26 protein-coding genes, 1 other RNA gene and 2 pseudogenes are annotated in these 26,236 nt (G+C 52.2%); 11 read left to right on the forward strand and 18 right to left on the reverse strand.

The features are described from left to right. The 3 genes and pseudogenes from BHE85_RS08130 to yqfG form a co-directional block, all read left to right on the forward strand. Positions 1-357: pseudogene (locus BHE85_RS08130) on the forward strand (IS1-like element IS1X2 family transposase); the annotation flags it as partial. 402 nt (positions 358-759) lie between these two features. Continuing rightward, a complete protein-coding gene (uacT, locus tag BHE85_RS08135) occupies positions 760-2,208 on the forward strand; it encodes a urate/proton symporter UacT (RefSeq protein WP_024258042.1) in 1,449 nt (482 codons plus the stop codon). Position 2,209: 1 nt separating this feature from the next. Further along, complete coding sequence (yqfG, locus tag BHE85_RS08140; protein WP_001050745.1) at positions 2,210-2,335, forward strand: protein YqfG; 126 nt, start codon at positions 2,210-2,212, stop codon at positions 2,333-2,335. Here the strand turns inward: yqfG and BHE85_RS08145 are convergent. Beyond that, positions 2,332-2,403, reverse strand: coding sequence for a protein YqfH (locus tag BHE85_RS08145; RefSeq protein WP_120795390.1), 72 nt, complete (start codon positions 2,401-2,403; stop codon positions 2,332-2,334). The genes yqfG and BHE85_RS08145 overlap by 4 nt on opposite strands. A gap of 54 nt (positions 2,404-2,457) precedes the next feature. Between BHE85_RS08145 and idi the strand changes: the two genes are divergently transcribed. Beyond that, positions 2,458-3,006, forward strand: coding sequence for an isopentenyl-diphosphate Delta-isomerase (idi, locus tag BHE85_RS08150; RefSeq protein WP_001192790.1), 549 nt, complete (start codon positions 2,458-2,460; stop codon positions 3,004-3,006). Positions 3,007-3,048: 42 nt separating this feature from the next. On the opposite strand, the gene lysS is transcribed toward idi, so the two are convergent. From lysS to xerD, 5 genes are all read right to left on the reverse strand, one after another. Then, positions 3,049-4,566 (reverse strand): lysine--tRNA ligase, encoded by a 1,518-nt coding sequence (lysS, locus tag BHE85_RS08155; RefSeq protein ID WP_000003068.1) that lies wholly within the window; start codon positions 4,564-4,566, stop codon positions 3,049-3,051. Positions 4,567-4,575: 9 nt separating this feature from the next. Continuing rightward, positions 4,576-5,674 (reverse strand): peptide chain release factor 2 gene (gene prfB / locus BHE85_RS08160; RefSeq protein WP_001701073.1). Its coding sequence is split into 2 segments (ribosomal slippage): positions 4,576-5,598 and positions 5,600-5,674, totalling 1,098 coding nucleotides; the frame shifts between segments, so codons are not numbered across the junction. A gap of 90 nt (positions 5,675-5,764) precedes the next feature. Further along, positions 5,765-7,498, reverse strand: a complete 1,734-nt coding sequence (gene recJ / locus BHE85_RS08165; RefSeq protein ID WP_000813210.1) for a single-stranded-DNA-specific exonuclease RecJ — start codon at positions 7,496-7,498, stop codon at positions 5,765-5,767. A 5-nt stretch (positions 7,499-7,503) separates the two neighbouring features. Beyond that, positions 7,504-8,214: a bifunctional protein-disulfide isomerase/oxidoreductase DsbC gene (gene dsbC / locus BHE85_RS08170; RefSeq protein ID WP_000715205.1), complete on the reverse strand. Its 711-nt coding sequence runs from the start codon at positions 8,212-8,214 to the stop codon at positions 7,504-7,506. 24 nt (positions 8,215-8,238) lie between these two features. Continuing rightward, entirely contained in the window at positions 8,239-9,135 is an 897-nt protein-coding gene (gene xerD / locus BHE85_RS08175) for a site-specific tyrosine recombinase XerD (RefSeq protein ID WP_000806638.1), read from the reverse strand. A 111-nt stretch (positions 9,136-9,246) separates the two neighbouring features. Between xerD and fldB the strand changes: the two genes are divergently transcribed. Next, positions 9,247-9,768, forward strand: coding sequence for a flavodoxin FldB (gene fldB / locus BHE85_RS08180; RefSeq protein ID WP_001055874.1), 522 nt, complete (start codon positions 9,247-9,249; stop codon positions 9,766-9,768). Positions 9,769-9,807: 39 nt separating this feature from the next. Here fldB and BHE85_RS08185 read toward each other — a convergent pair whose 3' ends face one another. Continuing rightward, positions 9,808-10,215 carry a protein YgfX gene (locus BHE85_RS08185; protein ID WP_000244777.1) on the reverse strand — a complete coding sequence of 136 codons (408 nt, stop codon included), beginning with the start codon at positions 10,213-10,215 and terminating at the stop codon, positions 9,808-9,810. Then, entirely contained in the window at positions 10,196-10,462 is a 267-nt protein-coding gene (gene sdhE / locus BHE85_RS08190) for an FAD assembly factor SdhE (protein ID WP_000354046.1), read from the reverse strand. Before sdhE ends, BHE85_RS08185 begins: the two co-directional genes overlap by 20 nt. 242 nt (positions 10,463-10,704) lie before the next feature. Between sdhE and ygfZ the strand changes: the two genes are divergently transcribed. Then, positions 10,705-11,685, forward strand: coding sequence for a tRNA-modifying protein YgfZ (ygfZ, locus tag BHE85_RS08195; protein WP_000886094.1), 981 nt, complete (start codon positions 10,705-10,707; stop codon positions 11,683-11,685). Positions 11,686-11,880: 195 nt separating this feature from the next. Here the strand turns inward: ygfZ and trhA are convergent, their stop codons facing one another. Continuing rightward, on the reverse strand, positions 11,881-12,540 hold the full coding sequence (gene trhA / locus BHE85_RS08200; protein WP_000250272.1) for a PAQR family membrane homeostasis protein TrhA: 660 nt from the start codon (positions 12,538-12,540) through the stop codon (positions 11,881-11,883). Between the two features lie 163 nt (positions 12,541-12,703). Further along, positions 12,704-13,015 carry a N(4)-acetylcytidine aminohydrolase gene (gene yqfB / locus BHE85_RS08205; protein WP_039064264.1) on the reverse strand — a complete coding sequence of 104 codons (312 nt, stop codon included), beginning with the start codon at positions 13,013-13,015 and terminating at the stop codon, positions 12,704-12,706. A 44-nt stretch (positions 13,016-13,059) separates the two neighbouring features. Between yqfB and bglA the strand changes: the two genes are divergently transcribed. Continuing rightward, positions 13,060-14,493, forward strand: coding sequence for a 6-phospho-beta-glucosidase BglA (gene bglA, locus BHE85_RS08210; RefSeq protein WP_004986559.1), 1,434 nt, complete (start codon positions 13,060-13,062; stop codon positions 14,491-14,493). A 55-nt stretch (positions 14,494-14,548) separates the two neighbouring features. Here bglA and BHE85_RS08215 read toward each other — a convergent pair. The 4 genes and pseudogenes from BHE85_RS08215 to gcvT all read right to left on the reverse strand — a co-directional run bounded on the left by BHE85_RS08215 (position 14,549) and on the right by gcvT (position 20,057). Next, positions 14,549-15,292 (reverse strand): annotated as a pseudogene (locus tag BHE85_RS08215) (SDR family oxidoreductase). A 265-nt stretch (positions 15,293-15,557) separates the two neighbouring features. Next, positions 15,558-18,431 (reverse strand): aminomethyl-transferring glycine dehydrogenase, encoded by a 2,874-nt coding sequence (gcvP, locus tag BHE85_RS08220; RefSeq protein WP_000195052.1) that lies wholly within the window; start codon positions 18,429-18,431, stop codon positions 15,558-15,560. A gap of 118 nt (positions 18,432-18,549) precedes the next feature. Further along, positions 18,550-18,939, reverse strand: a complete 390-nt coding sequence (gcvH, locus tag BHE85_RS08225) for a glycine cleavage system protein GcvH (RefSeq protein ID WP_001295377.1) — start codon at positions 18,937-18,939, stop codon at positions 18,550-18,552. A 23-nt stretch (positions 18,940-18,962) separates the two neighbouring features. Then, complete coding sequence (gene gcvT / locus BHE85_RS08230) at positions 18,963-20,057, reverse strand: glycine cleavage system aminomethyltransferase GcvT (RefSeq protein WP_000068701.1); 1,095 nt, start codon at positions 20,055-20,057, stop codon at positions 18,963-18,965. A gap of 289 nt (positions 20,058-20,346) precedes the next feature. Between gcvT and BHE85_RS08235 the strand changes: the two genes are divergently transcribed. Next, entirely contained in the window at positions 20,347-20,430 is an 84-nt protein-coding gene (locus BHE85_RS08235) for a hypothetical protein (RefSeq protein ID WP_122056850.1), read from the forward strand. Positions 20,431-20,503: 73 nt separating this feature from the next. Here the strand turns inward: BHE85_RS08235 and ubiI are convergent, their stop codons facing one another. From ubiI to ygfB, 4 genes are read right to left on the reverse strand one after another with little or no spacing between them, the layout of a single operon-like run. Then, on the reverse strand, positions 20,504-21,706 hold the full coding sequence (ubiI, locus tag BHE85_RS08240; RefSeq protein WP_001149946.1) for an FAD-dependent 2-octaprenylphenol hydroxylase: 1,203 nt from the start codon (positions 21,704-21,706) through the stop codon (positions 20,504-20,506). A 22-nt stretch (positions 21,707-21,728) separates the two neighbouring features. Then, a complete protein-coding gene (gene ubiH / locus BHE85_RS08245; protein ID WP_000111198.1) occupies positions 21,729-22,907 on the reverse strand; it encodes a 2-octaprenyl-6-methoxyphenyl hydroxylase in 1,179 nt (392 codons plus the stop codon). Beyond that, the gene (gene pepP, locus BHE85_RS08250; RefSeq protein WP_001290099.1) at positions 22,904-24,229 is read right to left on the reverse strand and encodes a Xaa-Pro aminopeptidase; all 1,326 of its coding nucleotides are present in this window, start codon (positions 24,227-24,229) and stop codon (positions 22,904-22,906) included. Before pepP ends, ubiH begins: the two co-directional genes overlap by 4 nt. Before the next feature lie 25 nt (positions 24,230-24,254). Then, positions 24,255-24,833 (reverse strand): UPF0149 family protein YgfB, encoded by a 579-nt coding sequence (gene ygfB / locus BHE85_RS08255; protein WP_001295378.1) that lies wholly within the window; start codon positions 24,831-24,833, stop codon positions 24,255-24,257. Between the two features lie 167 nt (positions 24,834-25,000). Between ygfB and zapA the strand changes: the two genes are divergently transcribed. The 3 genes from zapA to BHE85_RS08270 all read left to right on the forward strand — a co-directional run bounded on the left by zapA (position 25,001) and on the right by BHE85_RS08270 (position 26,178). Further along, positions 25,001-25,330, forward strand: coding sequence for a cell division protein ZapA (gene zapA, locus BHE85_RS08260; RefSeq protein WP_001276008.1), 330 nt, complete (start codon positions 25,001-25,003; stop codon positions 25,328-25,330). A 41-nt stretch (positions 25,331-25,371) separates the two neighbouring features. After that, positions 25,372-25,555, forward strand: a non-coding RNA gene (ssrS, locus tag BHE85_RS08265) — 6S RNA. A gap of 20 nt (positions 25,556-25,575) precedes the next feature. After that, positions 25,576-26,178 carry a 5-formyltetrahydrofolate cyclo-ligase gene (locus tag BHE85_RS08270; RefSeq protein ID WP_000192748.1) on the forward strand — a complete coding sequence of 201 codons (603 nt, stop codon included), beginning with the start codon at positions 25,576-25,578 and terminating at the stop codon, positions 26,176-26,178. Positions 26,179-26,236 lie beyond the last annotated feature (58 nt).

The raw sequence follows: 26,236 nt of genomic DNA on the forward strand, positions 1-26,236 counted from the left end.
GTCGGTGCTAAATCACGTCAGCGCTGGCTGTTTTACGCGTATGACAGGATACGGAGGACGGTTGTGGCGCACGTCTTCGGTGAACGCACTCTGGCCACACTGGAGCGTCTTCTGAGCCTGCTGCCGGCCTTTGAGGTCGTGGTATGGATGACGGATGGCTGGCCGCTGTATGAATCACGCCTGAAGGGAAAGCTGCACGTTATCAGCAAGCGTTACACTCAGCGCATTGAGCGACATAATCTGAATCTGAGACAACATCTGGCAAGGCTGGGACGGAAGTCACTGTCGTTCTCAAAATCGGTGGAGCTGCATGACAAGGTCATCGGGCATTATCTGAACATAAAACACTATCAGTAAGTTGGAGTCATTACCCAATAAACGGGCATATATTAGGTAGCATGACCGTTTTAATTATAATTTTGCGACTGAGTTCAAATTATTGCCCCTCAATCTATGCCGCTTTCATTATTTCAACATTGCCGATCAAAAGAGTGCTATCCAGATAAAAACGATTAAATGCGAGAGTACGACATGCCAGAATGATTAATGAAATATCAATATGAGAAAATTACAGATAATTCCATTGTCAGGTTCTCTTCTCATTTTCGTGGTTTAACCACGATTATGTGATTGCCTCCGCAATTCCTGTCTCTAACTCCCCTTCCTCGCAAAAACTGGCACTCCACGAGCATGTGTTTAGACAGTTTCATTAACGTAAACGGTTGCTTTTTACTCTGGCGGGCGAAAGGAGAAACACTGATGAGCGCCATAGATTCCCAACTTCTCTCATCTTCTGGGCAAGACCGCCCAACTGATGAGGTTGACCGCATATTATCACCAGGAAAGCTGATCATACTCGGTCTGCAACACGTCCTTGTCATGTACGCAGGTGCAGTCGCTGTTCCTCTTATGATTGGTGACCGACTGGGCCTCTCAAAAGAAGCTATTGCGATGCTCATTAGCTCGGATCTCTTTTGCTGCGGGATCGTCACATTATTGCAATGTATCGGTATCGGCCGCTTTATGGGGATCCGCCTGCCGGTGATTATGTCGGTGACCTTTGCTGCTGTAACACCAATGATAGCCATTGGGATGAACCCGGATATTGGCCTGCTGGGGATATTTGGTGCCACTATCGCCGCGGGTTTTATCACCACATTATTAGCGCCACTTATCGGTCGCTTGATGCCTTTATTCCCGCCACTGGTTACCGGTGTGGTTATTACTTCTGTCGGACTTAGCATCATTCAGGTGGGTATTGACTGGGCCGCCGGAGGTAAAGGGAATCCGCAATATGGTAATCCCGTTTATTCAGGTATCTCCTTTGCCGTCTTAATTTTTATCTTGCTCATTACTCGCTATGCGAAAGGATTTATGTCCAACGTCGCCGTATTACTGGGGATTGTATTTGGCTTTTTACTTTCGTGGATGATGAATGAAGTCAATTTATCCGGGCTACATGATGCCTTGTGGTTTGCGATTGTCACCCCGATGTCGTTTGGTATGCCGATTTTCGATCCCGTTTCCATTCTGACCATGACTGCCGTGTTAATCATCGTGTTTATCGAGTCGATGGGGATGTTCCTGGCACTGGGTGAAATAGTCGGTCGTAAACTCTCTTCACACGATATTATTCGCGGGCTGCGTGTCGATGGCGTAGGGACAATGATAGGCGGCACGTTTAACAGCTTCCCCCACACGTCATTTTCTCAAAACGTTGGCCTGGTTAGCGTGACGCGCGTTCATAGCCGCTGGGTGTGTATTTCTTCGGGAATTATATTAATCCTGTTTGGCATGGTGCCAAAAATGGCGGTGCTGGTAGCCTCCATTCCGCAATTTGTGCTGGGCGGCGCTGGTCTAGTGATGTTCGGCATGGTACTGGCGACAGGGATTCGAATTCTGTCGCGCTGTAACTACACCACCAACCGTTACAACCTCTATATTGTGGCGATCAGTCTCGGCGTTGGCATGACTCCGACGCTCTCTCACGATTTCTTTTCTAAGTTACCGGCCGTACTGCAACCGCTGCTACATAGCGGCATTATGCTCGCAACCCTTAGCGCCGTTGTGCTGAACGTCTTCTTTAATGGCTATCAGCATCATGCTGACCTGGTGAAGGAATCCGTCTCTGATAAAGATTTAAAAGTCAGGACAGTACGTATGTGGCTTCTGATGCGCAAGCTGAAGAAAAATGAGCATGGAGAATAATATAAATCTTTTAATGCGCGCTATATTCAGTCTGCTGTTGCTTTTTACTCTCTCTATTCCTGTCATTTCTGACTGTGTTGCAATGGCCATTGAAAGTCGCTTCAAATATATGATGCTACTTTTTTAAATGGTTTTTACCTGTCGGCATCCGCTCAAAACGGGCGGTTGTCGATAAACGCTCACTTGGTTAATCATTTCACTCTTCAATTATCTATAATGATGAGTGATCAGAATTACATGTGAGAAATTATGCAAACGGAACACGTCATTTTATTGAATGCACAGGGAGTTCCCACGGGTACGCTGGAAAAGTATGCCGCACACACGGCAGACACCCTCTTACATCTCGCGTTCTCCAGTTGGCTGTTTAATGCCAAGGGGCAATTATTAGTTACCCGCCGCGCACTGAGCAAAAAAGCATGGCCTGGCGTGTGGACTAACTCGGTTTGTGGGCACCCACAACTGGGAGAAAGCAACGAAGACGCAGTGATCCGCCGTTGCCGTTATGAGCTTGGCGTGGAAATTACGCCTCCTGAATCTATCTATCCTGACTTTCGCTATCGCGCCACCGATCCGAATGGCATTGTGGAAAATGAAGTGTGTCCGGTATTTGCCGCACGCACCAACAGTGCGTTACAGATCAACGATGATGAAGTGATGGATTATCAATGGTGTGATTTAGCAGATGTATTACACGGTATTGATGCCACGCCGTGGGCGTTCAGTCCGTGGATGGTAATGCAGGCAGCCAATAGTGAAGCAAGAAAATTGTTGTCTGCTTTCGCGCAGCACAATTAAAAAACCCCGACATTTGCCGGGGTTATTAGCATAACGTAATGCTTATTTTACTGGACGCATCGCCGGGAACAGAATAACGTCGCGGATGGTATGGCTGTTGGTGAACAGCATTACCATACGGTCGATACCAATTCCCAGACCTGCTGTCGGCGGTAAGCCGTGTTCCAGTGCGGTGACGTAATCTTCGTCGTAGAACATCGCTTCGTCGTCACCTGCGTCTTTCGCGGCAACCTGATCCAGGAAGCGCTGCGCCTGATCTTCCGCGTCATTCAGCTCGCTAAAGCCGTTACCGATTTCACGACCACCGATGAAGAACTCAAAGCGGTCTGTGATTTCCGGGTTAATGTCGTTACGACGCGCCAGCGGAGAAACTTCTGCCGGATATTCAGTAATGAAGGTCGGCTGAATCAGATGTGCTTCTGCCACTTCTTCGAAGATCTCGGTAACGATACGGCCCAGACCCCAGCTCTTCTCAACGTGGATGCCGATAGATTCAGCAATCGCTTTTGCAGAGTCGAAGTTGTCCAGATCCGCCATGTCGGTTTCCGGGCGATATTTCTTGATCGCTTCACGCATGGTCAGTTTTTCGAACGGTTTACCGAAGTCCAGCGTCACGTCGCCGTAGGTGACTTCCGTCTTACCGAGAATATCCTGTGCCAGAGTACGGAACAGCGATTCGGTCAGCTCGATCAGATCTTTGTAATCTGCGTAAGCCATATAGAGTTCCATCATGGTGAACTCTGGGTTATGACGTACGGAAATACCTTCGTTACGGAAGTTACGGTTGATTTCGAATACACGCTCGAAGCCACCGACCACCAGACGCTTGAGGTACAGTTCCGGCGCGATACGCAGGTACATGTCAAGATCCAGCGCGTTATGATGGGTGATAAACGGACGCGCAGCGGCACCGCCTGGGATCACCTGCATCATCGGCGTTTCAACTTCCATAAAGCCGCGATTTACCATGAACTGGCGAATGCCAGAGAGGATCTGCGAACGCACTTTAAAGGTGTTGCGGGATTCATCGTTAGAGATGAGATCCAGATAACGCTGACGATAGCGCGCTTCCTGATCCTGCAAGCCGTGGAATTTGTCCGGCAGCGGACGCAGTGCTTTGGTCAGCAGACGCAGCTCGGTGCAGTGGATAGACAGTTCGCCGGTTTTGGTTTTGAACAGTTTACCTTTCGCGCCGAGGATGTCGCCGAGATCCCATTTTTTGAACTGCTCGTTGTAAACGCCTTCCGGAAGATCGTCACGGGCAACGTACAGCTGAATACGACCGCCAACGTCCTGCAGGGTAACAAAAGAGGCTTTACCCATAATACGGCGGGTCATCATGCGGCCAGCAACGGCGACTTCGATGTTCAGCGCTTCCAGTTCTTCGTTCTCTTTACCGTCGAATTCTGCGTGCAATTGGTCAGAGGTATGATCGCGACGGAAATCGTTCGGGAAGGCAATTCCCTGCTCACGCAGGTTCGCCAGCTTCTCACGACGCGTTTTCAGTTCATTGTTAAGATCGACTACCGCGTCAGCGCCCTGTGCGTGTTGTTCAGACATGTTGGTTCCTCATAACCCTGCTTTCAAACTTGCTTCGATAAATTGATCCAGGCTGCCGTCCAGCACGGCCTGCGTATTGCGGGTTTCAACCCCGGTGCGCAGATCTTTAATGCGGGAGTCATCAAGGACATAAGAACGAATCTGGCTGCCCCAGCCGATGTCGGATTTGTTATCTTCCATCGCCTGTTTCTCAGCATTTTTCTTCTGCATCTCCAGTTCATAAAGCTTCGCTTTCATCTGCTTCATGGCCTGGTCTTTATTCTTGTGCTGGGAACGGTCGTTCTGGCACTGGGTCACGATCCCGGTCGGGATGTGGGTAATACGCACCGCAGATTCGGTACGGTTAACGTGCTGACCGCCCGCGCCGGACGCGCGATAAACGTCAATGCGCAGATCCGCCGGGTTGATTTCGATATCAATATCATCATCAACTTCCGGATAAACAAACGCGGAGCTGAACGACGTGTGGCGACGACCGCCGGAGTCAAACGGGCTCTTACGCACCAGGCGGTGAACGCCAGTTTCTGTACGCAGCCAGCCGTAAGCGTAATCGCCGGAGATTTTGATCGTCACGGATTTAATACCCGCCACTTCACCTTCCGACTCTTCGATGATTTCAGTTTTGAAACCACGCGATTCTGCCCAGCGCAAATACATACGCTCAAGCATGCTCGCCCAGTCCTGTGCTTCCGTACCGCCAGACCCCGCCTGAATATCGAGGTAGCAGTCGGCGCTGTCATATTCGCCAGAGAACATACGGCGGAACTCAAGCTGCGCCAGTTTTTCTTCCAGGGCGTCGAGTTCAGCAACGGCTTCGTTAAAGGTTTCTTCGTCGTCAGCTTCTACAGCCAGTTCCAGCAGACCAGAAACATCTTCCAGCCCCTGTTTCATTTGGTCGAGGGTGTCGACAACGGCTTCGAGGGAGGAACGCTCTTTACCCAGCGCCTGTGCGCGTTCGGGTTCGTTCCAGACATCCGGCTGTTCCAGCTCGGCGTTTACTTCTTCCAGACGCTCTTTCTTGGCGTCGTAGTCAAAGATACCCCCTAAGAACGTCGGAGCGTTCCGTGAGGTCCTGAATGCGATTATTTACCGGATTAATTTCAAACATGGTCTGATTTCTTTTATTGAGCTAGTCAAAATGCGGTGATAAGAGCGGGATTGTACCCAATCCACGCTCTTTTTTATAGAGAAGATGACGCTAAATTGGCCAGATATTGTCGATGATAATTTGCAGGCTGCGGTTGCCGCGAAACTCGTTGATATCGAGCTTGTAAGCCAGTTGCACTTCGCGCACGCCGTTATCCGGCCAGAGGGCGGTATCGACATTAAAAGCAATACCATCCAGCAGCGGACCGCCGCCGACCGGTTCGACCATGACTTTCAAATGACGTTCGCCCACCAGCCGCTGTTGCAGCAGACGGAAATGACCATCAAACAGCGGCTCCGGGAACATCTGCCCCCACGGGCCAGCATCGCGCAGCAGCTGCGCCACTTCCATGGTCATTTCGGCCGGGCTTAACGGGCCGTCTGACACCACTTCGCCTTGCAATAGCGAAGGGTCCAGCCACTCGGTAACCAGCTCGCCAAACCGTTGTTGAAAGAGTTCGAATTTATCCTCTTCCAGCGACAAACCCGCCGCCATCGCATGACCGCCAAACTTCAGCATCATACCGGGGTAGAGTGTGTCTAATCGCTCCAGCGCATCACGCATATGCAGCCCCTGAATGGAGCGACCGGAACCTTTCAGCGTACCATCACCTGCTGGCGCAAAGGCGATAACCGGACGGTGAAAACGCTCTTTGATGCGCGAAGCCAGAATACCGACAACGCCCTGATGCCATTCGGGGTGATACATTGCCAGCCCGCCGGGTAGCGTGTCGCGACTTCGCTCCAGTTTCTCGCACAGGGTCAAGGCTTCAATCTGCATTCCTTGTTCGATCTCTTTTCGCGTCTGATTTAGCGCATCGAGTTCATTTGCCAGCACGCGCGCTTCGCCGATGTTGTCGCACAGCAACAGCGCCACACCGACGGACATATCGTCCAGTCGCCCGGCAGCATTGAGACGTGGCCCCAGCGCAAAACCTAAATCGCTGGCGGCGAGTTTTTGTGCATCACGGTTTGCCACTTCCAGCAGCGCTTTAATCCCTGGACGGCACTTTCCGGCACGGATGCGACTCATCCCCTGCCAGGTCAGAATGCGATTATTAGCGTCCAGCGGCACGACGTCCGCCACTGTCCCCAGCGCGACCAGATCCAGCAGTTCTGCCAGGTTAGGAATTGCGATGCCGCGCTCATCAAACCAGCCCTGATCGCGCAAAAAGGTGCGCAGCGCCAGCATCAGATAAAACGCCACACCCACGCCTGCCAGTGATTTCGACGGGAAATTACAGTCGCGCAAGTTAGGGTTAATGATCGCTTCCGCCGCGGGTAATGTTTCGCCTGGCAAATGGTGATCGGTAACAATAACCGGAATGCCCAACGAGCGAGCGTGTTCAACCCCCGCATGGGAGGAAATACCGTTATCCACCGTGACAATTAACTGCGCGCCACGGGCATGGGCCTGATCGACCACTTCCGGGCTTAAGCCGTAACCGTCTTCGAAACGGTTTGGTACCAGGTAGTCGATATTGCTGCAACCAAGCGAGCGCATCGCCAGCACGCTTAGAGCCGTGCTGGTCGCGCCGTCGGCGTCGAAATCACCGACCACAATAATCCGCGTTCCTTCGCGAAAAGCGTTGTAAAGGATCTCAACGGCCTTTTCGACACCGCTTAGTTGCTGCCAGGGCAACATACCTTTAACACTGCGTTCCAGTTCTTGCGCACTGCGTACTCCCCGGCTGGCGTATAAACGGCGCAGCAAGGGAGGCAATTCAGCGGGCAAGTCTGCCGTTTCATCGACTTCACGGCGACGAAGTTGTATCTGTTGTTTCACGCGAATTAATTACCGCTGGTCATTTTTTGGTGTTCGTCGAGGAATTCTTTCATCTCTTTCGGCGGCTGGTAACCCGGAACAAGTGTGCCATTGCTCAGCACAATTGCCGGAGTGCCGCTAACGCCAAGCTGGACGCCAAGTGCGTAATGATCGGCAATATCGATATCGCAACTTGCCGGAGTGGCAGCTTTACCAGCCATCACATCATCAAACGCTTTGTTTTTATCTTTCGCACACCAGATGGCTTTCATTTGTTGCTCAGCCTGGCTCTCCAGCCCCTGGCGCGGGAAAGCAAGATAACGCACGGTGATCCCCAGCGCGTTGTAGTCTGCCATTTGCTCATGCAGTTTGTGGCAGTACCCACAGGTAATATCAGTAAACACGGTGATGACGTGTTTTTCCTGCGGCGCTTTATAAACGATCATCTCTTTTTCAAGCGCATTCAACTGCTTTAGCAGCATTTTATTGGTGACATTGACCGGAGCCGCGCCACTAACGTCATACATTGGCCCCTGAATGATATGTTTACCGTCATCGGTGATGTACAACACACCGCTGTTAGTCAGCACAGTCTTCATGCCAGCCACGGGTGCTGGCTGAATATCGCTGCTTTTAATGCCCATTTTGGCTAACGTTTGTTGAATTGCCGCGTCATCAGCCTGAGCAAAGCCTGAAAACGCCGCTAACAAAGTAAACAACATAAAACCTTTCTTCATAAATCTTCCCGTTCTTTTCAGACATCACGCCCGCGGGTGATGCTGTTGATGAAGTTGCCGCAGACGCTCGGTAGCGACATGCGTATAAATTTGCGTGGTGGAGAGATCGCTGTGGCCCAGTAGCATCTGCACCACGCGTAAATCCGCACCATGATTTAATAAATGAGTGGCAAAAGCGTGACGCAACACATGCGGTGACAGCTTTTCGCTGTCGATACCCGCCAGCACGGCATAATGTTTAATGCGGTGCCAGAAGGTCTGTCGCGTCATCTGCTGCGCACGCTGGCTGGGAAACAACACGTCAATTGACACACCATTCAACAGCCACGGACGCCCATGTTCCAGATAGGTTTCCAGCCAGTAAACGGCCTCTTCACCTAACGGCACCAGGCGCTCTTTGTTGCCTTTACCAATGACCCGCACTACGCCCTGACGTAGGCTGATATCACTCATTGTCAGCCCGACCAGTTCAGAGACACGCAGCCCGGTAGCATACAACACTTCAAGCATGGCTTTATCGCGTAGCTCCAGTGGCTGATCAATTAATGGTGCCTGTAATAAACGTTCGACCTGCGCTTCGCTTAAATCTTTTGGCAAACGCTGTGGCAATTTCGGTGAAGCGAGATGCGCACTGGGATCGTCTTCACGAAACTTTTCGCGATAAAGATACTGGAACAATCGGCGCACTGCACTCAGCAAACGCGCTGAGCTGGTGGCTTTATACCCGCCCTCTAGCCGTTCTGCCAGTAATGCCTGCAAATCGTCACTTTGCGCCGTCGCCAGCGTCAACCCGCGGTGATGCAACCACTCCACCATCATTGACAGATCGCGACGGTAAGCGTTCAACGTATTTTCAGCCAGATTTTTTTCCAGCCACAGAGCATCAAGAAACTGCTCGATGCGTGCCAGATCCTGTTTCACTTGCGCCCCTTATGGTCACTCATTTGATCCATTATGCCTTATTGTGCCGTGACTAAAGCGATTCTGATACACTAGCCGCAAAAGCCACAGCAGAATCGAGAAGCTTACGTTATGAATATGGGTCTTTTTTACGGTTCCAGCACCTGTTACACCGAAATGGCGGCAGAAAAAATCCGCGATATTATCGGCCCAGAACTGGTGACCTTACATAACCTCAAGGACGACTCCCCGAAATTAATGGAGCAGTACGATGTGCTCATTCTGGGTATCCCGACCTGGGATTTTGGCGAAATCCAGGAAGACTGGGAAGCCGTCTGGGATCAGCTCGACGACCTGAACCTTGAAGGTAAAATTGTTGCGCTGTATGGGCTTGGCGATCAACTGGGATACGGCGAGTGGTTCCTCGATGCGCTCGGTATGCTGCATGACAAACTCTCGACCAAAGGCGTGAAGTTCGTCGGCTACTGGCCAACGGAAGGATATGAATTTACCAGCCCGAAACCGGTGATTGCTGACGGGCAACTGTTCGTGGGTCTGGCGCTGGATGAAACTAACCAGTATGACCTTAGCGACGAGCGTATTCAGAGCTGGTGCGAGCAAATCCTCAACGAAATGGCAGAGCATTACGCCTGATCTCACTGACGGCTTAGCGCATATGCTTTGCCGTCATATTTATCTTTGCGTCTCTTGTTGCAACAAAATCCGCCGTAAATCCCGCCATTCAGCTTCGTCCATGCTGTCGGCTGCCAGCCATAAATGTTGCCGTTTACCGCCATCAGAACGTAAACGCAGCATCATGCCGCTCTTAATCATCCACGGTGCTTTGACGATGCTCCACTCCTGCCCTTGCCAACGCAAACGTCCGTCCATCAACAATCGAATTTCCCCCTGGCGAGCATTAATACGCCGCTGGCTGCGAACGCAATCAAATACCACCAGCGAAAGTAACACCATCCATAACGGGGTGTAACTGAGCGGCCAGGGCATGAGTAAAATAACAGCGGCAACCAGCCCATGAATCAGCAAGGAAAGCCACTGTGCGCGCCAGGAGACGCGCAAATCAGATTGCCACAGGACCACGTTCCCGGTTCCGTGTCTGGATGAGTCGGACCATCATTTCCAGTTCTGCATCGGCCGGTTTACCGTGATTCATCAGCCAGTTAAACAGGTCCGGATCGTCACATTCCAGCAGACGAATAAAGATGCGTTTTTCGTCATCGCTTAAGCTGTCGTACTCATGTTCGAAAAACGGCATGATTGAAATATCGAGTTCGCGCATACCACGGCGGCATGCCCAATGAATGCGGGCTTTGTTGTTAATGTCCATCTTCTTCCTGTCTCACGAAAATCCAGTACCCGGCTATTGTAACGTGTTTTTCGACTTCTTTTACGGGAATATCAGTAAACACCATCGCGATCGCGAAATTAATTCACAACAATTCAAGAGCTTCATTTTTTTGGAAGTCGCCTCGCAGAAGGCACAGATCGCGTAGTGAAAGCACTTGCATTGCCTCATAGCTCTTTTACCATTAGTTATTAATACGCCGTTAAGCAACTCAGGACTCTATTATGGCTTTTACACCTTTTCCTCCCCGTCAGCCTACGGCTTCTGCCCGTTTACCGCTGACGCTGATGACGCTTGATGACTGGGCGCTTGCCACCATTACTGGCGCGGACAGCGAAAAATATATGCAGGGTCAGGTGACAGCAGATGTCAGCCAGATGACAGAAAATCAGCACCTGCTCGCCGCCCATTGCGACGCCAAAGGTAAAATGTGGAGCAATTTACGTCTGTTCCGCGACGGCGATGGCTTTGCGTGGATTGAACGGCGCAGCGTGCGTGAACCGCAGCTGACTGAACTGAAAAAATATGCGGTGTTCTCTAAAGTGACCATCGCGGCAGACGACGAGCGTGTGCTGCTTGGTGTTGCCGGTTTTCAGGCGCGCGCCGCGCTCGCCAATCTCTTTAGTGAACTACCTTCGAGAGAAAAACAGGTAGTTAAAGAAGGCGCGACCACTTTGCTATGGTTTGAACACCCGGCAGAACGTTTCCTGATCGTAACCGATGAAGCTACTGCCAATATGCTGACCGATAAACTGCGCGGTGAAGCGGAACTGAACAATAGCCAACAGTGGCTGGCATTAAACATTGAAGCGGGTTTCCCGGTGATTGATGCCGCGAACAGCGGGCAGTTTATCCCACAGGCGACCAATCTCCAGGCGCTGGGCGGTATCAGTTTTAAGAAAGGCTGTTATACCGGACAAGAGATGGTGGCGCGAGCAAAATTCCGTGGTGCCAATAAACGTGCGCTCTGGTTGCTGGCAGGTAGCGCCAGCCGACTGCCGGAAGCTGGTGAAGACTTAGAGCTGAAAATGGGCGAGAACTGGCGTCGTACCGGTACGGTGCTGGCTGCGGTAAAACTGGAAGATGGTCAGGTCGTGGTACAGGTCGTCATGAATAACGATATGGAACCGGACAGCATCTTCCGCGTACGCGACGATGCGAATACACTGCATATCGAGCCGCTGCCGTATTCACTCGAAGAGTAAATCTCTGTATCGCATCAGGCATTTATCGCCTGATGCGACGCTGACGCGTCTTATCATGTCTGGGATTTGATGCCTTTATCACAACAGGGACGAGGCCCGTAGATCGGATAAGGCGTTCACGCCGCATCCGGCGGTTGCGCTCCGATGCCTGATGCGACGCTGGCGCGTCTTATCAGGCCTACAAAGGCATACCCATTACGCCTGCCCAATATACAAATAGATCGCCAGAAAGTGGCACATACTGCCGCCGAGCACGAAGCCGTGCCAGATGGCATGATTGTAGGGAATGCGTTTGCAGACATAGAAAATCACTCCGAGCGAATAAACCACGCCGCCTACCGCCAGTAAGGTAACGCTGCCCGCCGCGAGCTTAACTGCCATTTCATAAATTACCACCAGCGACAGCCAGCCCATCGCCAGATAGGTCACCAGAGATAAAATTTTGAATCGGTGCGCGATGGTCAGTTTAAACAGAATCCCCAGCAATGCCAGGCTCCAGATAACAATCATCAACCCGCGCGCTAACGGAGAATCCAGCCCCACCAGCAAAAACGGCGTGTAGGTTCCGGCAATCAACAGGTAAATAGCGCAATGGTCAAATTTCTTCAGCCACATTTTTGCCCGTTGATGAGGAATGGCGTGATAGAGCGTCGAAGCGAGGAACAGCAGGATCATACTGCCGCCATAGAGGCTGTAGCTGGTTATCGCTGTGGCGCTGGCATTGAGATCCACCGCCTGAACCAGTAGCAACACCAGCCCAACGATACCAAACACCAACCCAATGCCGTGACTGACGCTGTTGGCAATTTCCTCTGCCAGCGAATATCCCTGCTTAATGAGGGGCTTCTGAACCATAACTTACTCCGGAGAAACGTACACGCACATGTATACCTCTCCAGCGTAACTGAGAATAGTTCCAGTGAACACCTGTTAGCTAAAATAAATTCTGATTTGAGACTAATCTCCTAAAAATCATGAAATTAAATGAGAAATTTCAACTAACAGGCGTGAGTTCAATTTAAAGACATTTAAATTCAATCACATAAAACTGTGTCTGACCGGGATAGATGTCGGCAATGACCTTTATCAGTTCAGTCAGGGTCATATTTTCCTGCTCTGCATGTTTTTCCGTCAGCGTATCCAGCGTTACGGTTGAGGTTGCGGTGACTTCAATCGTGCAAAAATAATCGTCATCTTCAAAACGTCCGACACGAAGCACATCACCCGTTTTGAAGTGCGATTCAGACTCGTCGCGGATGGTGATGGTTTTACGCCCAGCCAGAATGTCATCCTGGAAACGTTGAGAAAAAGTGATGTCGTTTGGCTGCATGGTACTATTTCCTGTAAGAATTGACTCATCTGGAGCCTATGATAGTGAAAAAACTCACCTTACCGAAAGATTTCTTATGGGGTGGCGCCGTTGCCGCTCATCAGGTCGAAGGCGGCTGGAACAAAGGCGGCAAAGGACCGAGCATTTGTGACGTTCTGACCGGTGGCGCACACGGCGTGCCGCGCGAAATCACCAAAGAAGTCTTGCCAGGAAAATACTATCCAAACCATGAAGCCGTTGATTTTTATGGTCACTACAAGGAAGACATCAAGCTATTTGCCGAAATGGGCTTCAAATGTTTTCGGACTTCCATCGCCTGGACGCGTATTTTTCCAAAAGGTGATGAAGCTCAGCCAAACGAAGAAGGGCTGAAGTTTTACGACTCTCTGTTCGATGAACTGCTGAAATACAACATCGAACCGGTGATAACCCTCTCCCACTTTGAAATACCGCTGCATCTGGTGCAGCAATACGGTAGCTGGACCAACCGTAAAGTCGTTGATTTCTTTGTCCGTTTCGCGGAAGTGGTATTCGAACGCTACAAGCATAAAGTCAAATACTGGATGACCTTCAACGAAATAAACAACCAGCGTAACTGGCGTGCGCCGCTGTTTGGTTACTGCTGCTCCGGCGTGGTGTATACCGAGCATGACAACCCGGAAGAGACGATGTACCAGGTGCTGCATCACCAGTTTGTCGCCAGCGCCCTAGCAGTGAAAGCCGCGCGTCGCATTAACCCGGAGATGAAAGTCGGCTGTATGCTGGCGATGGTGCCGCTCTATCCTTACTCCTGTAACCCGGACGATGTGATGTTCGCTCAGGAGTCGATGCGCGAACGCTACGTCTTTACCGATGTGCAGCTACGCGGCTATTACCCGTCCTATGTGTTGAACGAGTGGGAGCGTCGCGGATTTAACATCAAAATGGAAGATGGCGATCTGGATGTACTGCGTGAAGGCACCTGCGATTATCTTGGTTTCAGCTATTACATGATCAACGCAGTGAAGGCCGAAGGCGGCACCGGCGATGCGATCTCTGGTTTTGAAGGCAGCGTACCGAACCCGTATGTTAAAGCGTCTGACTGGGGCTGGCAGATTGATCCAGTAGGTCTGCGCTATGCCCTTTGCGAACTGTATGAGCGTTATCAGAGGCCGCTGTTTATTGTCGAAAACGGTTTTGGCGCTTACGACAAAGTGGAAGAAGATGGCAGCATCAACGACGACTACCGCATTGACTACCTGCGCGCCCATATTGAAGAGATGAAAAAAGCAGTGACTTACGATGGTGTGGATCTGATGGGCTACACACCGTGGGGCTGCATCGACTGCGTGTCATTCACTACCGGGCAGTACAGCAAACGCTACGGCTTTATCTATGTGAATAAACATGACGACGGTACTGGCGATATGTCGCGTTCACGTAAGAAGAGCTTTAACTGGTACAAAGAGGTGATTGCCAGCAACGGCGAGAAGCTTTAAGTCGATGAAGTACCGGATGCAATACTTGTTGCATCGGTCAGACAACTTCCCTGTTTTATTTCCCGCCCGCCAAATCGATAAAACTTCCCGTGACGTAAGAGGCTTTATCACTTAGTAGCCAGACAATGGCCTGCGCGACCTCTTCTGCCTGTCCACCACGCTGCATGGGGATGTTCGACTTAACGCGATCGACGCGTCCAAGCTCGCCGCCGCTGGCGTGCATTTCGGTATAAATAAACCCTGGCCGCACGCAGTTAACGCGGATCCCCTGCGCGGCGACTTCCAGCGATAGTCCGGTGGTTAACGTATCAATCGCCCCTTTCGATGCCGCGTAATCAACCTATTCCCCTGGCGAACCCAACCGTGAGGCCACCGAAGAGACATTGACGATAGCGCCGCCACTGCCACCATTTTTAAGCGCCATGCGTTTTACCGCCTCGCGGCAGCAGAGAAAATATCCCGTCACGTTGGTGGAAAGTACTCGGTTGATTCGCTCTGCGGTAAGGTTTTCAACGGTGCACTGGGTAAACAAGATCCCGGCGTTATTGACCAGCGCTGCTAGCGGTTCATCGTGCTGATCGATTGCTGTAAACATTGCGATGACCTGATTTTCGTCGCTGATATCCGCCTGGAGCACGAATGCCTTGCCACCGGCTTGCGTGATTAAGTTCACCACTTCCTGCGCCGCATGGAGGTTTTGTTGATAATTAACCGCCACCGTATACTCTTCTTTCGCCAACAGTAATGCAGTTGCCCGCCCGATGCCGCGACTGCCACCGGTCACAAGTGCTATAGCCATTTGTTTTTCCGAGAAAAATTAATTCGTTGACGTATCTTTGAGATTGCTAACAAACTGGCTCAATCTTCAATGTTGGCACGCTTTTCCCCTCGCCCTTTCAGGGAGAGGGCCGGGGTGAGGGTAAATATTCGCGCCAGTGCCGGCCTGTTCCCCTCACCCTAACCCTCTCCCCAAAGGGGCGAGGGGACTGTCTGAGCACTTTTGTACTTTGTCATCTGACTAAAAAGGCGCCGAAGCGCCTTTAGAAAATAGTCGAATCAGTGAATTACTGGTATTCGCTAATCGGTACGCAGGAGCAGAACAGGTTACGGTCGCCGTAAACATCATCCAGACGTTTCACCGTCGGCCAGTATTTGTCTGCCACGCCTGCCGGGAATACCGCAACTTCATGGCTGTACGGATGCGCCCACTCGGCGACCAGTTCGCTCTGAATGTGCGGCGCGTTCACCAGCGGGTTATCTTCCAGCGGCCAGACACCGGCTTTCACCTGGTCAATTTCTGCGCGGATAGCCAGCATCGCGTCGATAAAGCGATCCAGTTCCACTTTGCTTTCAGATTCAGTCGGTTCAACCATCAGCGTACCCGCCACCGGGAACGACATCGTCGGCGCGTGGAAACCGTAGTCGATCAGGCGCTTGGCAATATCCAGCTCGCTGATGCTGGTTTCTTCTTTCAGCGGGCGAATATCGAGAATACATTCGTGCGCCACGCGACCGTCGCGACCGGTATACAGCACCGGGAAGGCATCCTGCAGGCGGCTGGCAATATAGTTGGCGTTGAGGATTGCCACCTGGCTTGCTTTTTTCAGCCCTTCTGCGCCCATCATGCGGATGTACATCCAGCTGATTGGCAGGATAGAGGCGCTACCGAACGGTGCCGCAGAAACTGCGCCCTGACGGGTTAACATGCCTTCGATTTGCACCACGCTATGACCCGGTACAAACGGTGCCAGATGCGCTTTCACACCGATCGGTCCCATACCCGGACCACCACCGCCGTGCGGAATGCAGAAAGTTTTATGCAGGTTGAGGTGCGAAACGTCCGCGCCAATAAAGCCCGGCGAGGTGATGCCAACCTGGGCGTTCATGTTCGCGCCATCAAGGTAAACCTGACCGCCGAACTGATGCACGACTTCACACACTTCACGGATCGTTTCTTCATACACGCCGTGGGTAGAGGGATAAGTCACCATGATACAGGAGAGGTTATCGCCCGCCTGTTCCGCTTTCGCGCGCAGATCAGTCAGATCGATGTTGCCGTTTTTATCACACGCCACAACCACCACCTGCATTCCTGCCATATGTGCAGAAGCGGGGTTAGTTCCGTGCGCAGAAGCCGGGATCAGGCAGATATCGCGATGCCCTTCGTTGCGGCTTTCATGATAATGACGAATCGCCAGCAGGCCCGCGTATTCGCCCTGTGCGCCGGAGTTCGGCTGCATACAAACGGCGTCGTAACCGGTCAGTTTCACCAGCCAGTCAGCCAGCTGCGCAATCATCTGCTGATAACCTTCAGCCTGTTCCGGCGGGCAAAACGGGTGCAGTTCGGCAAATTCCGGCCAGGTGATTGGGATCATCTCGGCGGCGGCGTTCAGTTTCATGGTGCAGGAACCCAGCGGGATCATCGCCTGATTCAGCGCCAGATCTTTACGCTCCAGCGAGTGCATATAGCGCATCATTTCGGTTTCGCTGTGGTAGCGATTAAACACCGGATGAGTGAGGATTTCGTCGTCGCGCAGCATCGCAGGCTGAATAGAGCGGCTGTCGTGAGCCACGTCTTTGTCCAGCGTGTCGATCTCCAGCCCGTGGTTATCGCCCAGCAGCACGCTGAAAAGCTGCATTACGTTTTCACGCGTGGTGGTTTCATCAAGGGTGATCCCAACCGCGTTCAGGATATCGCTACGCAGGTTGATTTCAGCCGCTTCGGCACGCGCCAGTACGCCCGCCTTGTCGGCCACTTCCACACACAGAGTGTCGAAATAGTGCGCATGGCGCAGCTTCAGACCTTTTTGTTGCAGGCCTGCCGCCAGGATATCGGTCAAACGGTGAATGCGGTTAGCGATACGTTTCAGGCCAACCGGGCCGTGATAAACGGCATACAGGCTGGCGATGTTTGCCAGCAGTACCTGGGAAGTACAAATGTTGGAGTTCGCTTTCTCACGGCGGATATGTTGCTCGCGAGTCTGCATCGCCATGCGCAGCGCGGTATTGCCAGCTGCATCTTTCGATACACCGATAATACGGCCCGGCATTGAGCGTTTGTATTCATCTTTCGCCGCAAAGAATGCCGCGTGTGGGCCACCGTAGCCCATCGGCACGCCGAAGCGTTGCGCCGAACCAAAAACAATATCCGCGCCCTGTTTACCCGGCGCAGTTAACAGCACCAGCGCCATAATATCGGCGGCAACGCTGACCACAATTTTGCGTGATTTCAGTTCGCTAATAAGCGCAGTGTAGTCGTGAATTTCACCGGTAGTGCCTACCTGCTGTAACAGCACGCCGAAGACGTCCTGATGGTCGAGCACTTTTTGCGCGTCATCGACAATCACTTCAAAACCAAAGGTTTCGGCACGAGTACGGACCACATCCAGCGTTTGCGGATGCACATCGGAAGCCACGAAGAAGCGGTTGGCATTTTTCAGTTTGCTGACGCGTTTCGCCATCGCCATTGCTTCGGCGGCAGCGGTGGCCTCGTCCAGAAGAGAAGCAGAGGCCATATCCAGTCCAGTCAAATCCAGCGTTACCTGCTGGAAGTTGAGCAGTGCTTCAAGGCGGCCCTGGGAGACTTCAGGTTGATACGGAGTGTACGCGGTATACCAGCCCGGATTTTCCAGCATGTTACGCAGGATAACCGGCGGTAGCTGCACGGCGGTGTAACCCATGCCGATGTAAGACGTGAAGCGTTTATTGCGACTGGCAATAGCCTTGAGTTCTGCCAGTGCGGCGTATTCGGTCGCCGGTGCGCCAACCTGCGGCGGGGTCGCAAGCTGAATATCTTTCGGTACAATCTGGCCGGTCAGCGCGTTTAACGATTGTGCGCCAACGGCATTCAGCATTTCTTGCTGTTGCGCGGCGTCCGGTCCGATATGGCGTTCAATAAAAGCGCCGCTGTTTTCAAGCTGGCTTAACGTCTGTGTCATGAGCGATGGTTCCTGAAACGTGCAGTGAATTGTGAACCTCTCTCCTTACGAAGAGAGTGAGGGTGAGGCATAAATTTTCCTCACCCTGATCCTCTCCCGCAGAAGAGGAATAAAGCCGTTACTCGTCTTCTAACAATGCTTCGTATGCGGTCGCATCCAGCAGTGATTCCAGTTCGCTTTCATCGCTGGCTTTGATTTTAAAGATCCAGCCACCTGCATACGGTTCGCTGTTCACCAGTTCCGGGGAATCGCTCAGTGCGTCGTTTACCGCCACGATTTCACCGCTTACTGGCGCATAAATGTCTGACGCCGCTTTTACTGATTCGGCAACCGCGCAGTCATCGCCCGCGCTAACCGTTGCGCCCACTTCCGGCAGGTCAACAAACACCATATCGCCTAACAGCTCCTGAGCATGTTCGGTAATACCAACGGTGTAAGTGCCGTCGGCTTCTTTACGCAGCCATTCGTGTTCTTTGCTGTATTTCAGTTCTGCTGGTACGTTGCTCATCAATCAATCTCCAAAAAAGTAAATCACGCGACGGCTTTGCCGTTACGCACAAAAACAGGTTTTGTCACTTTAACCGGCATTTCACGGTTGCGAATTTGCACAATCGCCGTTTCGCCAATACCTTCCGGCACGCGCGCCAGCGCAATGCTGTAACCCAGCGTCGGGGAGAAAGTACCGCTGGTGATAATGCCTTCATGCTGGTTGCCCTGCGCATCGGTAAAGCGTACCGGCAGTTCATTACGCAGCACGCCTTTTTCGGTCATCACCAGACCAACCAGTTTTTCTGTACCATGCTCACGCTGCACTTCCAGGGCTTCACGACCGATAAAGTCACGATCTGCCGGTTCCCAGGCGATAGTCCAGCCCATGTTGGCGGCTAAAGGAGAAATAGTTTCGTCCATCTCCTGACCATAAAGATTCATGCCCGCTTCCAGACGCAGCGTGTCACGCGCGCCCAAGCCACATGGCTTAACACCCGCTTCCACCAGCGCACGCCAGAAATCGGCCGCTTTTTCATTGGGCAGCGCAATTTCATAGCCCGCTTCACCGGTATAACCAGTGGTGGCAATAAACAGATCGCCCGCCTGCACGCCAAAGAACGGTTTCATCCCTTCCACCGCCTGACGCTGGGCGTCATTAAACAGTGTGGCAGCTTTTGCCTGCGCATTCGGCCCTTGCACGGCAATCATGGAAAGGTCATCACGAACGGTAATTTCGATGCCGAAAGGTTCAGCGTGTTGGGTAATCCAGGAGAGGTCTTTTTCGCGGGTGGCGGAGTTAACAACGAGGCGGAAGAAATCTTCAGTAAAGTAGTAGACGATGAGGTCATCTATCACACCGCCAGAGGCATTCAACATCCCCGAGTAAAGGGCTTTGCCGCTTTTGGTGAGCTTCGCCACATCGTTCGCCAGCAGATAACGCAGAAACTCCCGGGTGCGGCTGCCGCGGAGATCGACGATGGTCATATGTGACACATCAAACATTCCGGCATCGGTACGTACCGCATGATGTTCGTCGATTTGCGAACCGTAATGCAGCGGCATCATCCAGCCGTGGAAATCCACCATGCGAGCGCCGCAAAGCGTGTGTTGTTCGTACAAAGGAGTCTGTTGTGCCATCTTGTCCTCATTGAATAAGCGGGGCTGACAACTTTTCATGGTGAAATTATCACCACGAAACCCAGCATCGGAGCCACTCCCGGTCCCCAACGCAATCGTTCTCTTTTGCCTGAACTTACCACCGAAACAGACTGTTAACCATAAGGTAAAATTGATCATCACATTAGCTTATGGTTAAAAAACGCCAAAATCGCGACAGAATAAAAAACCAAAAAACACACCAGTTTCTATATAAAGATGATGCCATTAGAAAGCTAATTTGAATAAGGCAATATTAAGAGCTAAAAAAATGTCAAAAAACACTAAATCAAAAAATAATGACATTAGAAAATATAATGCGAAAACGGAGGTGAAATTAGTTTATTTCAAATGAGGAAAATCTCCCGGCGAAAAAACCGGGAGATGAAAGTGTGATGGGTATCAAATAAACAGCAGAAGAGAAATTTTTAACGCAGCCATTCAGGCAAATCGTTTAATCCCATTGCCTGGCGGATAAGTTGTGGTTTAACGCCAGGAAGCGTGTCGGCCAGTTTCAAACCAATATCACGCAGCAGTTTTTTCGCCGGATTGGTACCGGAAAACAGATCGCGGAATCCCTGCATACCAGCCAGCATCAGCGCCGCACTGTGCTTGCGGCTACGCTCATACCGGCGCAGGTAAATGTACTGCCCGATGTCTTTCCCCTGACGATGCAACCGTTTCAGTTCAGCAATCAGCTCTGCAGCATCCATAAAGCCGAGATTTACTCCCTGCCCCGCCAGCGGGTGAATGGTATGCGCGGCGTCGCCCACTAGCACCAGACGGTGCGCGGCAAACTGGCGCGCATAACGCCCCGTCAGTGGGAACACCTGACGCGCGCTCTCAACCTTGCATAAGCCCAGGCGATTATCAAAAGCGATATTTAACGCGCGATTAAATTCATCTTCACTTGCCTGCTGCATCCGCTGCGCTTCCTCTGGCGACAGTGACCAGACAATTGAGCAAAGATGCGGATCGCTAAGCGGTAAAAAGGCCAGAATGCCTTCGCCATGGAAAACCTGCCGCGCCACCGCATCATGCGGTTCTTCCGTGCGAATGGTCGCTACCAGCGCGTGATGCTGATAATCCCAGAAAGTCAGCGAAATATCTGCTTTGTTGCGCAACCAGGAATTAGCACCGTCCGCGCCAATCACCAGACGCGCCGTTAACATGCTGCCATCTTTCAGCGTCAGGAAAGTTTCATTTTCTCCCCAGGCGACCTGCTGTAATTCTGCGGGGGCCAACAGAGTGATATCTGACGACTGCTGCGCTTTGTTCCACAGCGCGTAGTGAATCACTGAGTTTTCAACGATATGCCCAAGATGGCTATAGCCCATGCTTTGATCGTCAAACGAAATGTGACCAAAACTGTCTTTGTCCCACACTTCCATACCGTGATAACAACTGGCCCTACGAGAGAGAATGTCCTGCCAGACGCCAAGACGGGTGAGTAATTTTTCGCTGGCGGCATTGATAGCCGAAACGCGCAGTTGTGGTGGTGCATCCGCCGCCAGAGGTTCCGGTACGCGCTGCTCCAGTACGGCAACGCGTAAGCCGCTCCCCTGTAAGCCGCAGGCAACCGCCAGCCCCACCATGCCGCCACCAACAATGGCTACATCAACACATTGCATTGTTTATTCCTTAAAACCGCCTTCAACGCGCCACCCAACCGAGGGTGCGCTGCGCCAGCACATCGCGTGCCGGGGTGAATAATTCCATCGTCATCAGTCCGATGTTGCGCCCGACAACCAGCGGTGCCCAACGGTTGGCAAAAAGATGTACCAGGCTGTCCGTGACGCCGATGGTTGCTTCGCGATCGCTCTGTCGACGCTGCTGATAGCGGCACAATATGCCGTAATCACCGATGTCTTCTCCGCGCTCATGCGCCTGAGTCAGGGTTTCCGCAAGGCTCATGACATCTCGCATACCGAGGTTAAACCCTTGCCCGGCAATCGGGTGCAGAGTTTGCGCCGCATTGCCCACCAGCACGGTACGATGGGTAATAGCTCTGGCGGCGCGGGTTAACGCCAGCGGATAAGCACTGCGTTTACCGGCGTGGGTAATTTTTCCAAGTCGCCAGCCAAAGGCCGACTGGAGTTCACGGCAAAACTTCTCGTCGCTCCACGACAGCACCTCTTCGCGCCGTTCCAGTGGATGACACCAGACCAGCGAACAGCGTCCGTCAGACATCGGCAACATCGCCAGCGGGCCATGTTGCGTGAAGCGTTCAAAAGCGCGGCCTTCGTGCGCAACGGAAGTCGCAACGTTGGCAATCACGGCCAGTTGTTCGTAAGGCTCCTGCTGCCAGTCAACGCCGCACGCGGTGGCTAACGCTGAATGGGTGCCATCAGCTGCTACCAGCACGCGGCCCGTCAGCGTCTCGCCACTCTCCAGCGTCACTTCAACGTGACTCTGAGTACGGGCAACGTTAGCCACGCGATCAGGGCAATGCAGCGTTACGCCAGGTGCTTTACGCAGCAATGCAAACAGCCGTTGCCCGACATTGTGCAATTCGACAACCTGTCCCAGCGCCGCCAGTTGGTAATCTTCTGCGGCGAGGGTGACAAATCCAGCGTGACCACGATCGCTGACATGCACGGTGGTGATGGCAGTTGCGCAATCCGCCAGAGATTGCCAGACGCCGATGCGCGCCAGTTGCTGACAGGTACCCGCCGCCAGCGCTATCGCTCGTCCATCAAAGCCCGGATGAGCATGTGACTCTGGCGCAGTCGCTTCAATCAAATGTACCGGCAGCGCCCCGTGACTTAACCGGGAAATAGCCAGCGCCAGCGTCGCGCCCGCCATGCCGCCACCGACGATGATTACGCTCATTGCTTTCTCGCAGCAGCCATCAACGCTTCGATTTCTTCCGGCTTTTTCACCACGCTGGCGGTGAGGTTTTCGTTACCGGTTTCGGTAATCACAATGTCGTCTTCAATACGAATGCCGATACCGCGATATTGTTCTGGCACTTCTGCATCCGGCGCAATATACAGCCCTGGCTCTACGGTCAGTACCATGCCCGGTTCCAGAATGCGCGAGCGATCCTGACCATAAACGCCAACGTCATGGACATCTAGCCCTAACCAGTGGCTAAGGCCATGCATAAAGAAAGGACGATGGGCATTCTGAGCGATCAGTTCATCAACATCACCTTTCAGAATGCCGAGTTTTACCAGGCCGCTAACCATGATGCGCACCACTTCACCAGTGACTTCCAGAATGGAAGTTCCCGGACGATACAGGCGCAGGCTGGTTTCGAGAGACTCCAGCACAATGTCGTAGATTTCACGCTGGGCCTGGGTGAATTTGCCGTTGACCGGGAAGGTGCGGGTAATATCGCCCGCGTAACCTTTGTATTCACAACCCGCGTCAATCAACACCAGGTCACCGTCGCGCAGTTCACTCTCGTTTTCGGTGTAGTGCAGAATGCAGCCGTTTTCACCGCTGCCGACAATGGTGTTATAGGACGGATAGCGCGCACCGTGGCGGTTAAATTCGTGGTGAATTTCGCCTTCCAGATGGTACTCGAACATTCCCGGACGGCATTTTTCCATCGCCCGTGTATGTGCCATGGCGGTGATTTCTCCCGCGCGGCGGAGTACGGCAATCTCTTCTGGCGATTTGAACAGGCGCATTTCATGAACAACAGGACGCCAGTCGATCATCGTTGCCGGTGCGGTGAGATTTTGCCGCGAACCTTTACGCAGTTTTTCCAGCGCACTGTTCATGATTTCATCAGCATATGCATATTCGCCCTGGGCATGGTAAACCACATCCAGGCCGTTAAGTAGTTGATAAAGTTGCTGATTGATTTCGCTGAATGCCAGTGCGCGGTCAACGCCCAGTTTCTCTGGCGCGGCATCCTGGCCTAAGCGACGGCCAAACCAGATCTCCGCCGTCAGGTCGCGAACGCGGTTAAACAGAACGCTGTGGTTATGAGTGTCATCGCTTTTAATCAGCACCAGCACCGCTTCCGGTTCGTTAAAGCCGGTGAAGTACCAGAAGTCACTGTTCTGACGATAGGGGTATTCGCTGTCGGCGCTACGTGTTACTTCTGGTGCAGCAAAAATCAGCGCGGCGCTGCCGGGTTGCATTTGCTCCACCAGGGCCTGACGGCGACGCTGAAACTCTTGCCGGGATATCTCACTCATAACACTCTCCTTACGTTTTTTGTTTTTAGTGTAGAGTCGGTTTTTGTACTTCTGGCGCGGTCGGTTGCGGATGAGTAAAGGTGTCGTGGCATAACAGCGCGGCAACACGAACGTATTCGATGATCTCTTCAAGCGACATTTCAAGCTCTTCCTGATCTTCGTCTTCGTCGTAACCCAGTTGCGCAATGTTACGCAGATCGTCGATAGCTTCACCGGTTTCGCCGGTCACTTTATCCAGCTTCGGTTGCGTAACGCCAAGACCAAGCAGGAAGTGATTGACCCAACCTGCCAATGCATCAGCCCGATCGAAAACGCTGACATCATCGCCATCAGGCAGATAAAGCTGAAAAAGGAAGCCGTCATCCTGCAGGGCATCGCTGGTGGCAGAGTGCATTTTACGCAGTGCCTGTGCCAGCTCATGACCGAAAGCCATGCCTTCGTTCGTCAGGTCGTGAAGTAGCGGCAGCCATGAGCTGTCATCGTTACCGCCACATATCATCCCACTGATTAAACCATGCATCTCGGCAGGGGTCAGACCCGTCCCTTGTTGGTTCAGATACTGGTTCATTTCGTTGTAACCAGGCATTTCGTTCTGTATAGACATAAGCATTCGTCGTCAAAGGGAGGAATATTCATGATATGCTACCACTTTGGGCCCTGGTGGACCAGAAAAGGGCTTGTCTCTTCTCATCAGGGTAGCTATAGTGTCGCCCCTTCGCAGACCATGGGTCTAAAGACGAAGGCAGCGCAGTCAATCAGCAGGAAGGTGGCATGTCTGCACAACCCGTCGATATCCAAATTTTTGGCCGTTCACTGCGTGTGAACTGCCCGCCTGACCAAAGGGATGCGTTGAATCAGGCAGCGGACGATCTGAACCAACGGTTGCAAGATCTGAAAGAACGCACTAGAGTCACAAATACTGAACAGTTGGTCTTCATTGCCGCATTGAATATCAGCTATGAGTTAGCGCAAGAAAAAGCGAAGACTCGTGACTACGCGGCAAGTATGGAACAGCGTATTCGGATGCTGCAGCAGACCATAGAACAAGCGTTACTTGAACAAGGTCGCATCACCGAAAAAACTAACCAAAACTTTGAATGACACTTTTCGGTTTACTGTGGTAGAGTAACCGTGAAGACAAAATTTCTCTGAGATGTTCGCAAGCGGGCCAGTCCCCTGAGCCGATATTTCATACCACAAGAATGTGGCGCTCCGCGGTTGGTGAGCATGCTCGGTCCGTCCGAGAAGCCTTAAAACTGCGACGACACATTCACCTTGAACCAAGGGTTCAAGGGTTACAGCCTGCGGCGGCATCTCGGAGATTCCCTTCTTATCTGGCACCAGCCATGACGCAACTACCAGAACTCCCACTGACATTATCCCGACAAGAAATCCGCAAAATGATTCGGCAACGTCGTCGTGCGTTAACGCCGGAACAACAGCAGGAAATGGGTCAACAAGCCGCTACCCGGATGATGACTTATCCCCCGGTGGTGATGGCGCATACGGTCGCTGTATTCCTCTCTTTTGATGGTGAACTCGACACCCAGCCGCTAATAGAACAACTCTGGCGCGCCGGTAAGCGCGTATATCTTCCAGTTTTGCATCCCTTTAGTGCTGGTAATTTGCTGTTCCTGAATTACCATCCGCAAAGCGAACTGGTGATGAACAGGTTGAAAATCCATGAGCCAAAACTGGATGTGCGTGACGTGCTACCCCTTTCCCGATTAGACGTGCTGATCACACCGCTGGTCGCCTTTGATGAGTACGGTCAGCGCCTGGGAATGGGCGGTGGTTTTTATGATCGGACCTTACAAAACTGGCAGCACTATAAAACGCAACCGGTGGGTTATGCGCATGATTGTCAGTTGGTGGAAAAACTCCCCGTTGAAGAGTGGGATATCCCTCTTCCTGCGGTGGTTACACCGTCGAAAGTCTGGGAGTGGTAAGGGCGATACACCTGCATCGCCCTGATTGACATCGTTGATTCTTTAACCTAATTTAGTG

This window comes from Shigella sp. FC1567, assembly GCF_001743015.1.
Classification (GTDB): domain Bacteria; phylum Pseudomonadota; class Gammaproteobacteria; order Enterobacterales; family Enterobacteriaceae; genus Escherichia; species Escherichia coli.

Excerpts from the sequence above, each read along its gene's own strand:
- ygfB (WP_001295378.1), bottom strand. The coding sequence starts at position 24,833 with ATGTCTATACAGAACGAAATGCCTGGTTACAACGAAATGAACCAGTAT.
- dsbC (WP_000715205.1), bottom strand. The coding sequence starts at position 8,214 with ATGAAGAAAGGTTTTATGTTGTTTACTTTGTTAGCGGCGTTTTCAGGC.
- trhA (WP_000250272.1), bottom strand. The coding sequence starts at position 12,540 with ATGGTTCAGAAGCCCCTCATTAAGCAGGGATATTCGCTGGCAGAGGAA.
- sdhE (WP_000354046.1), bottom strand. The coding sequence starts at position 10,462 with ATGGACATTAACAACAAAGCCCGCATTCATTGGGCATGCCGCCGTGGT.
- idi (WP_001192790.1), top strand. The coding sequence starts at position 2,458 with ATGCAAACGGAACACGTCATTTTATTGAATGCACAGGGAGTTCCCACG.
- gcvH (WP_001295377.1), bottom strand. The coding sequence starts at position 18,939 with ATGAGCAACGTACCAGCAGAACTGAAATACAGCAAAGAACACGAATGG.
- BHE85_RS08235 (WP_122056850.1), top strand. The coding sequence starts at position 20,347 with ATGTCAAAAAACACTAAATCAAAAAATAATGACATTAGAAAATATAAT.
- pepP (WP_001290099.1), bottom strand. The coding sequence starts at position 24,229 with ATGAGTGAGATATCCCGGCAAGAGTTTCAGCGTCGCCGTCAGGCCCTG.
- uacT (WP_024258042.1), top strand. The coding sequence starts at position 760 with ATGAGCGCCATAGATTCCCAACTTCTCTCATCTTCTGGGCAAGACCGC.
- ubiI (WP_001149946.1), bottom strand. The coding sequence starts at position 21,706 with ATGCAATGTGTTGATGTAGCCATTGTTGGTGGCGGCATGGTGGGGCTG.
- yqfB (WP_039064264.1), bottom strand. The coding sequence starts at position 13,015 with ATGCAGCCAAACGACATCACTTTTTCTCAACGTTTCCAGGATGACATT.
- BHE85_RS08270 (WP_000192748.1), top strand. The coding sequence starts at position 25,576 with ATGACGCAACTACCAGAACTCCCACTGACATTATCCCGACAAGAAATC.
- zapA (WP_001276008.1), top strand. The coding sequence starts at position 25,001 with ATGTCTGCACAACCCGTCGATATCCAAATTTTTGGCCGTTCACTGCGT.
- lysS (WP_000003068.1), bottom strand. The coding sequence starts at position 4,566 with ATGTCTGAACAACACGCACAGGGCGCTGACGCGGTAGTCGATCTTAAC.
- gcvP (WP_000195052.1), bottom strand. The coding sequence starts at position 18,431 with ATGACACAGACGTTAAGCCAGCTTGAAAACAGCGGCGCTTTTATTGAA.
- gcvT (WP_000068701.1), bottom strand. The coding sequence starts at position 20,057 with ATGGCACAACAGACTCCTTTGTACGAACAACACACGCTTTGCGGCGCT.
- ubiH (WP_000111198.1), bottom strand. The coding sequence starts at position 22,907 with ATGAGCGTAATCATCGTCGGTGGCGGCATGGCGGGCGCGACGCTGGCG.
- ygfZ (WP_000886094.1), top strand. The coding sequence starts at position 10,705 with ATGGCTTTTACACCTTTTCCTCCCCGTCAGCCTACGGCTTCTGCCCGT.
- fldB (WP_001055874.1), top strand. The coding sequence starts at position 9,247 with ATGAATATGGGTCTTTTTTACGGTTCCAGCACCTGTTACACCGAAATG.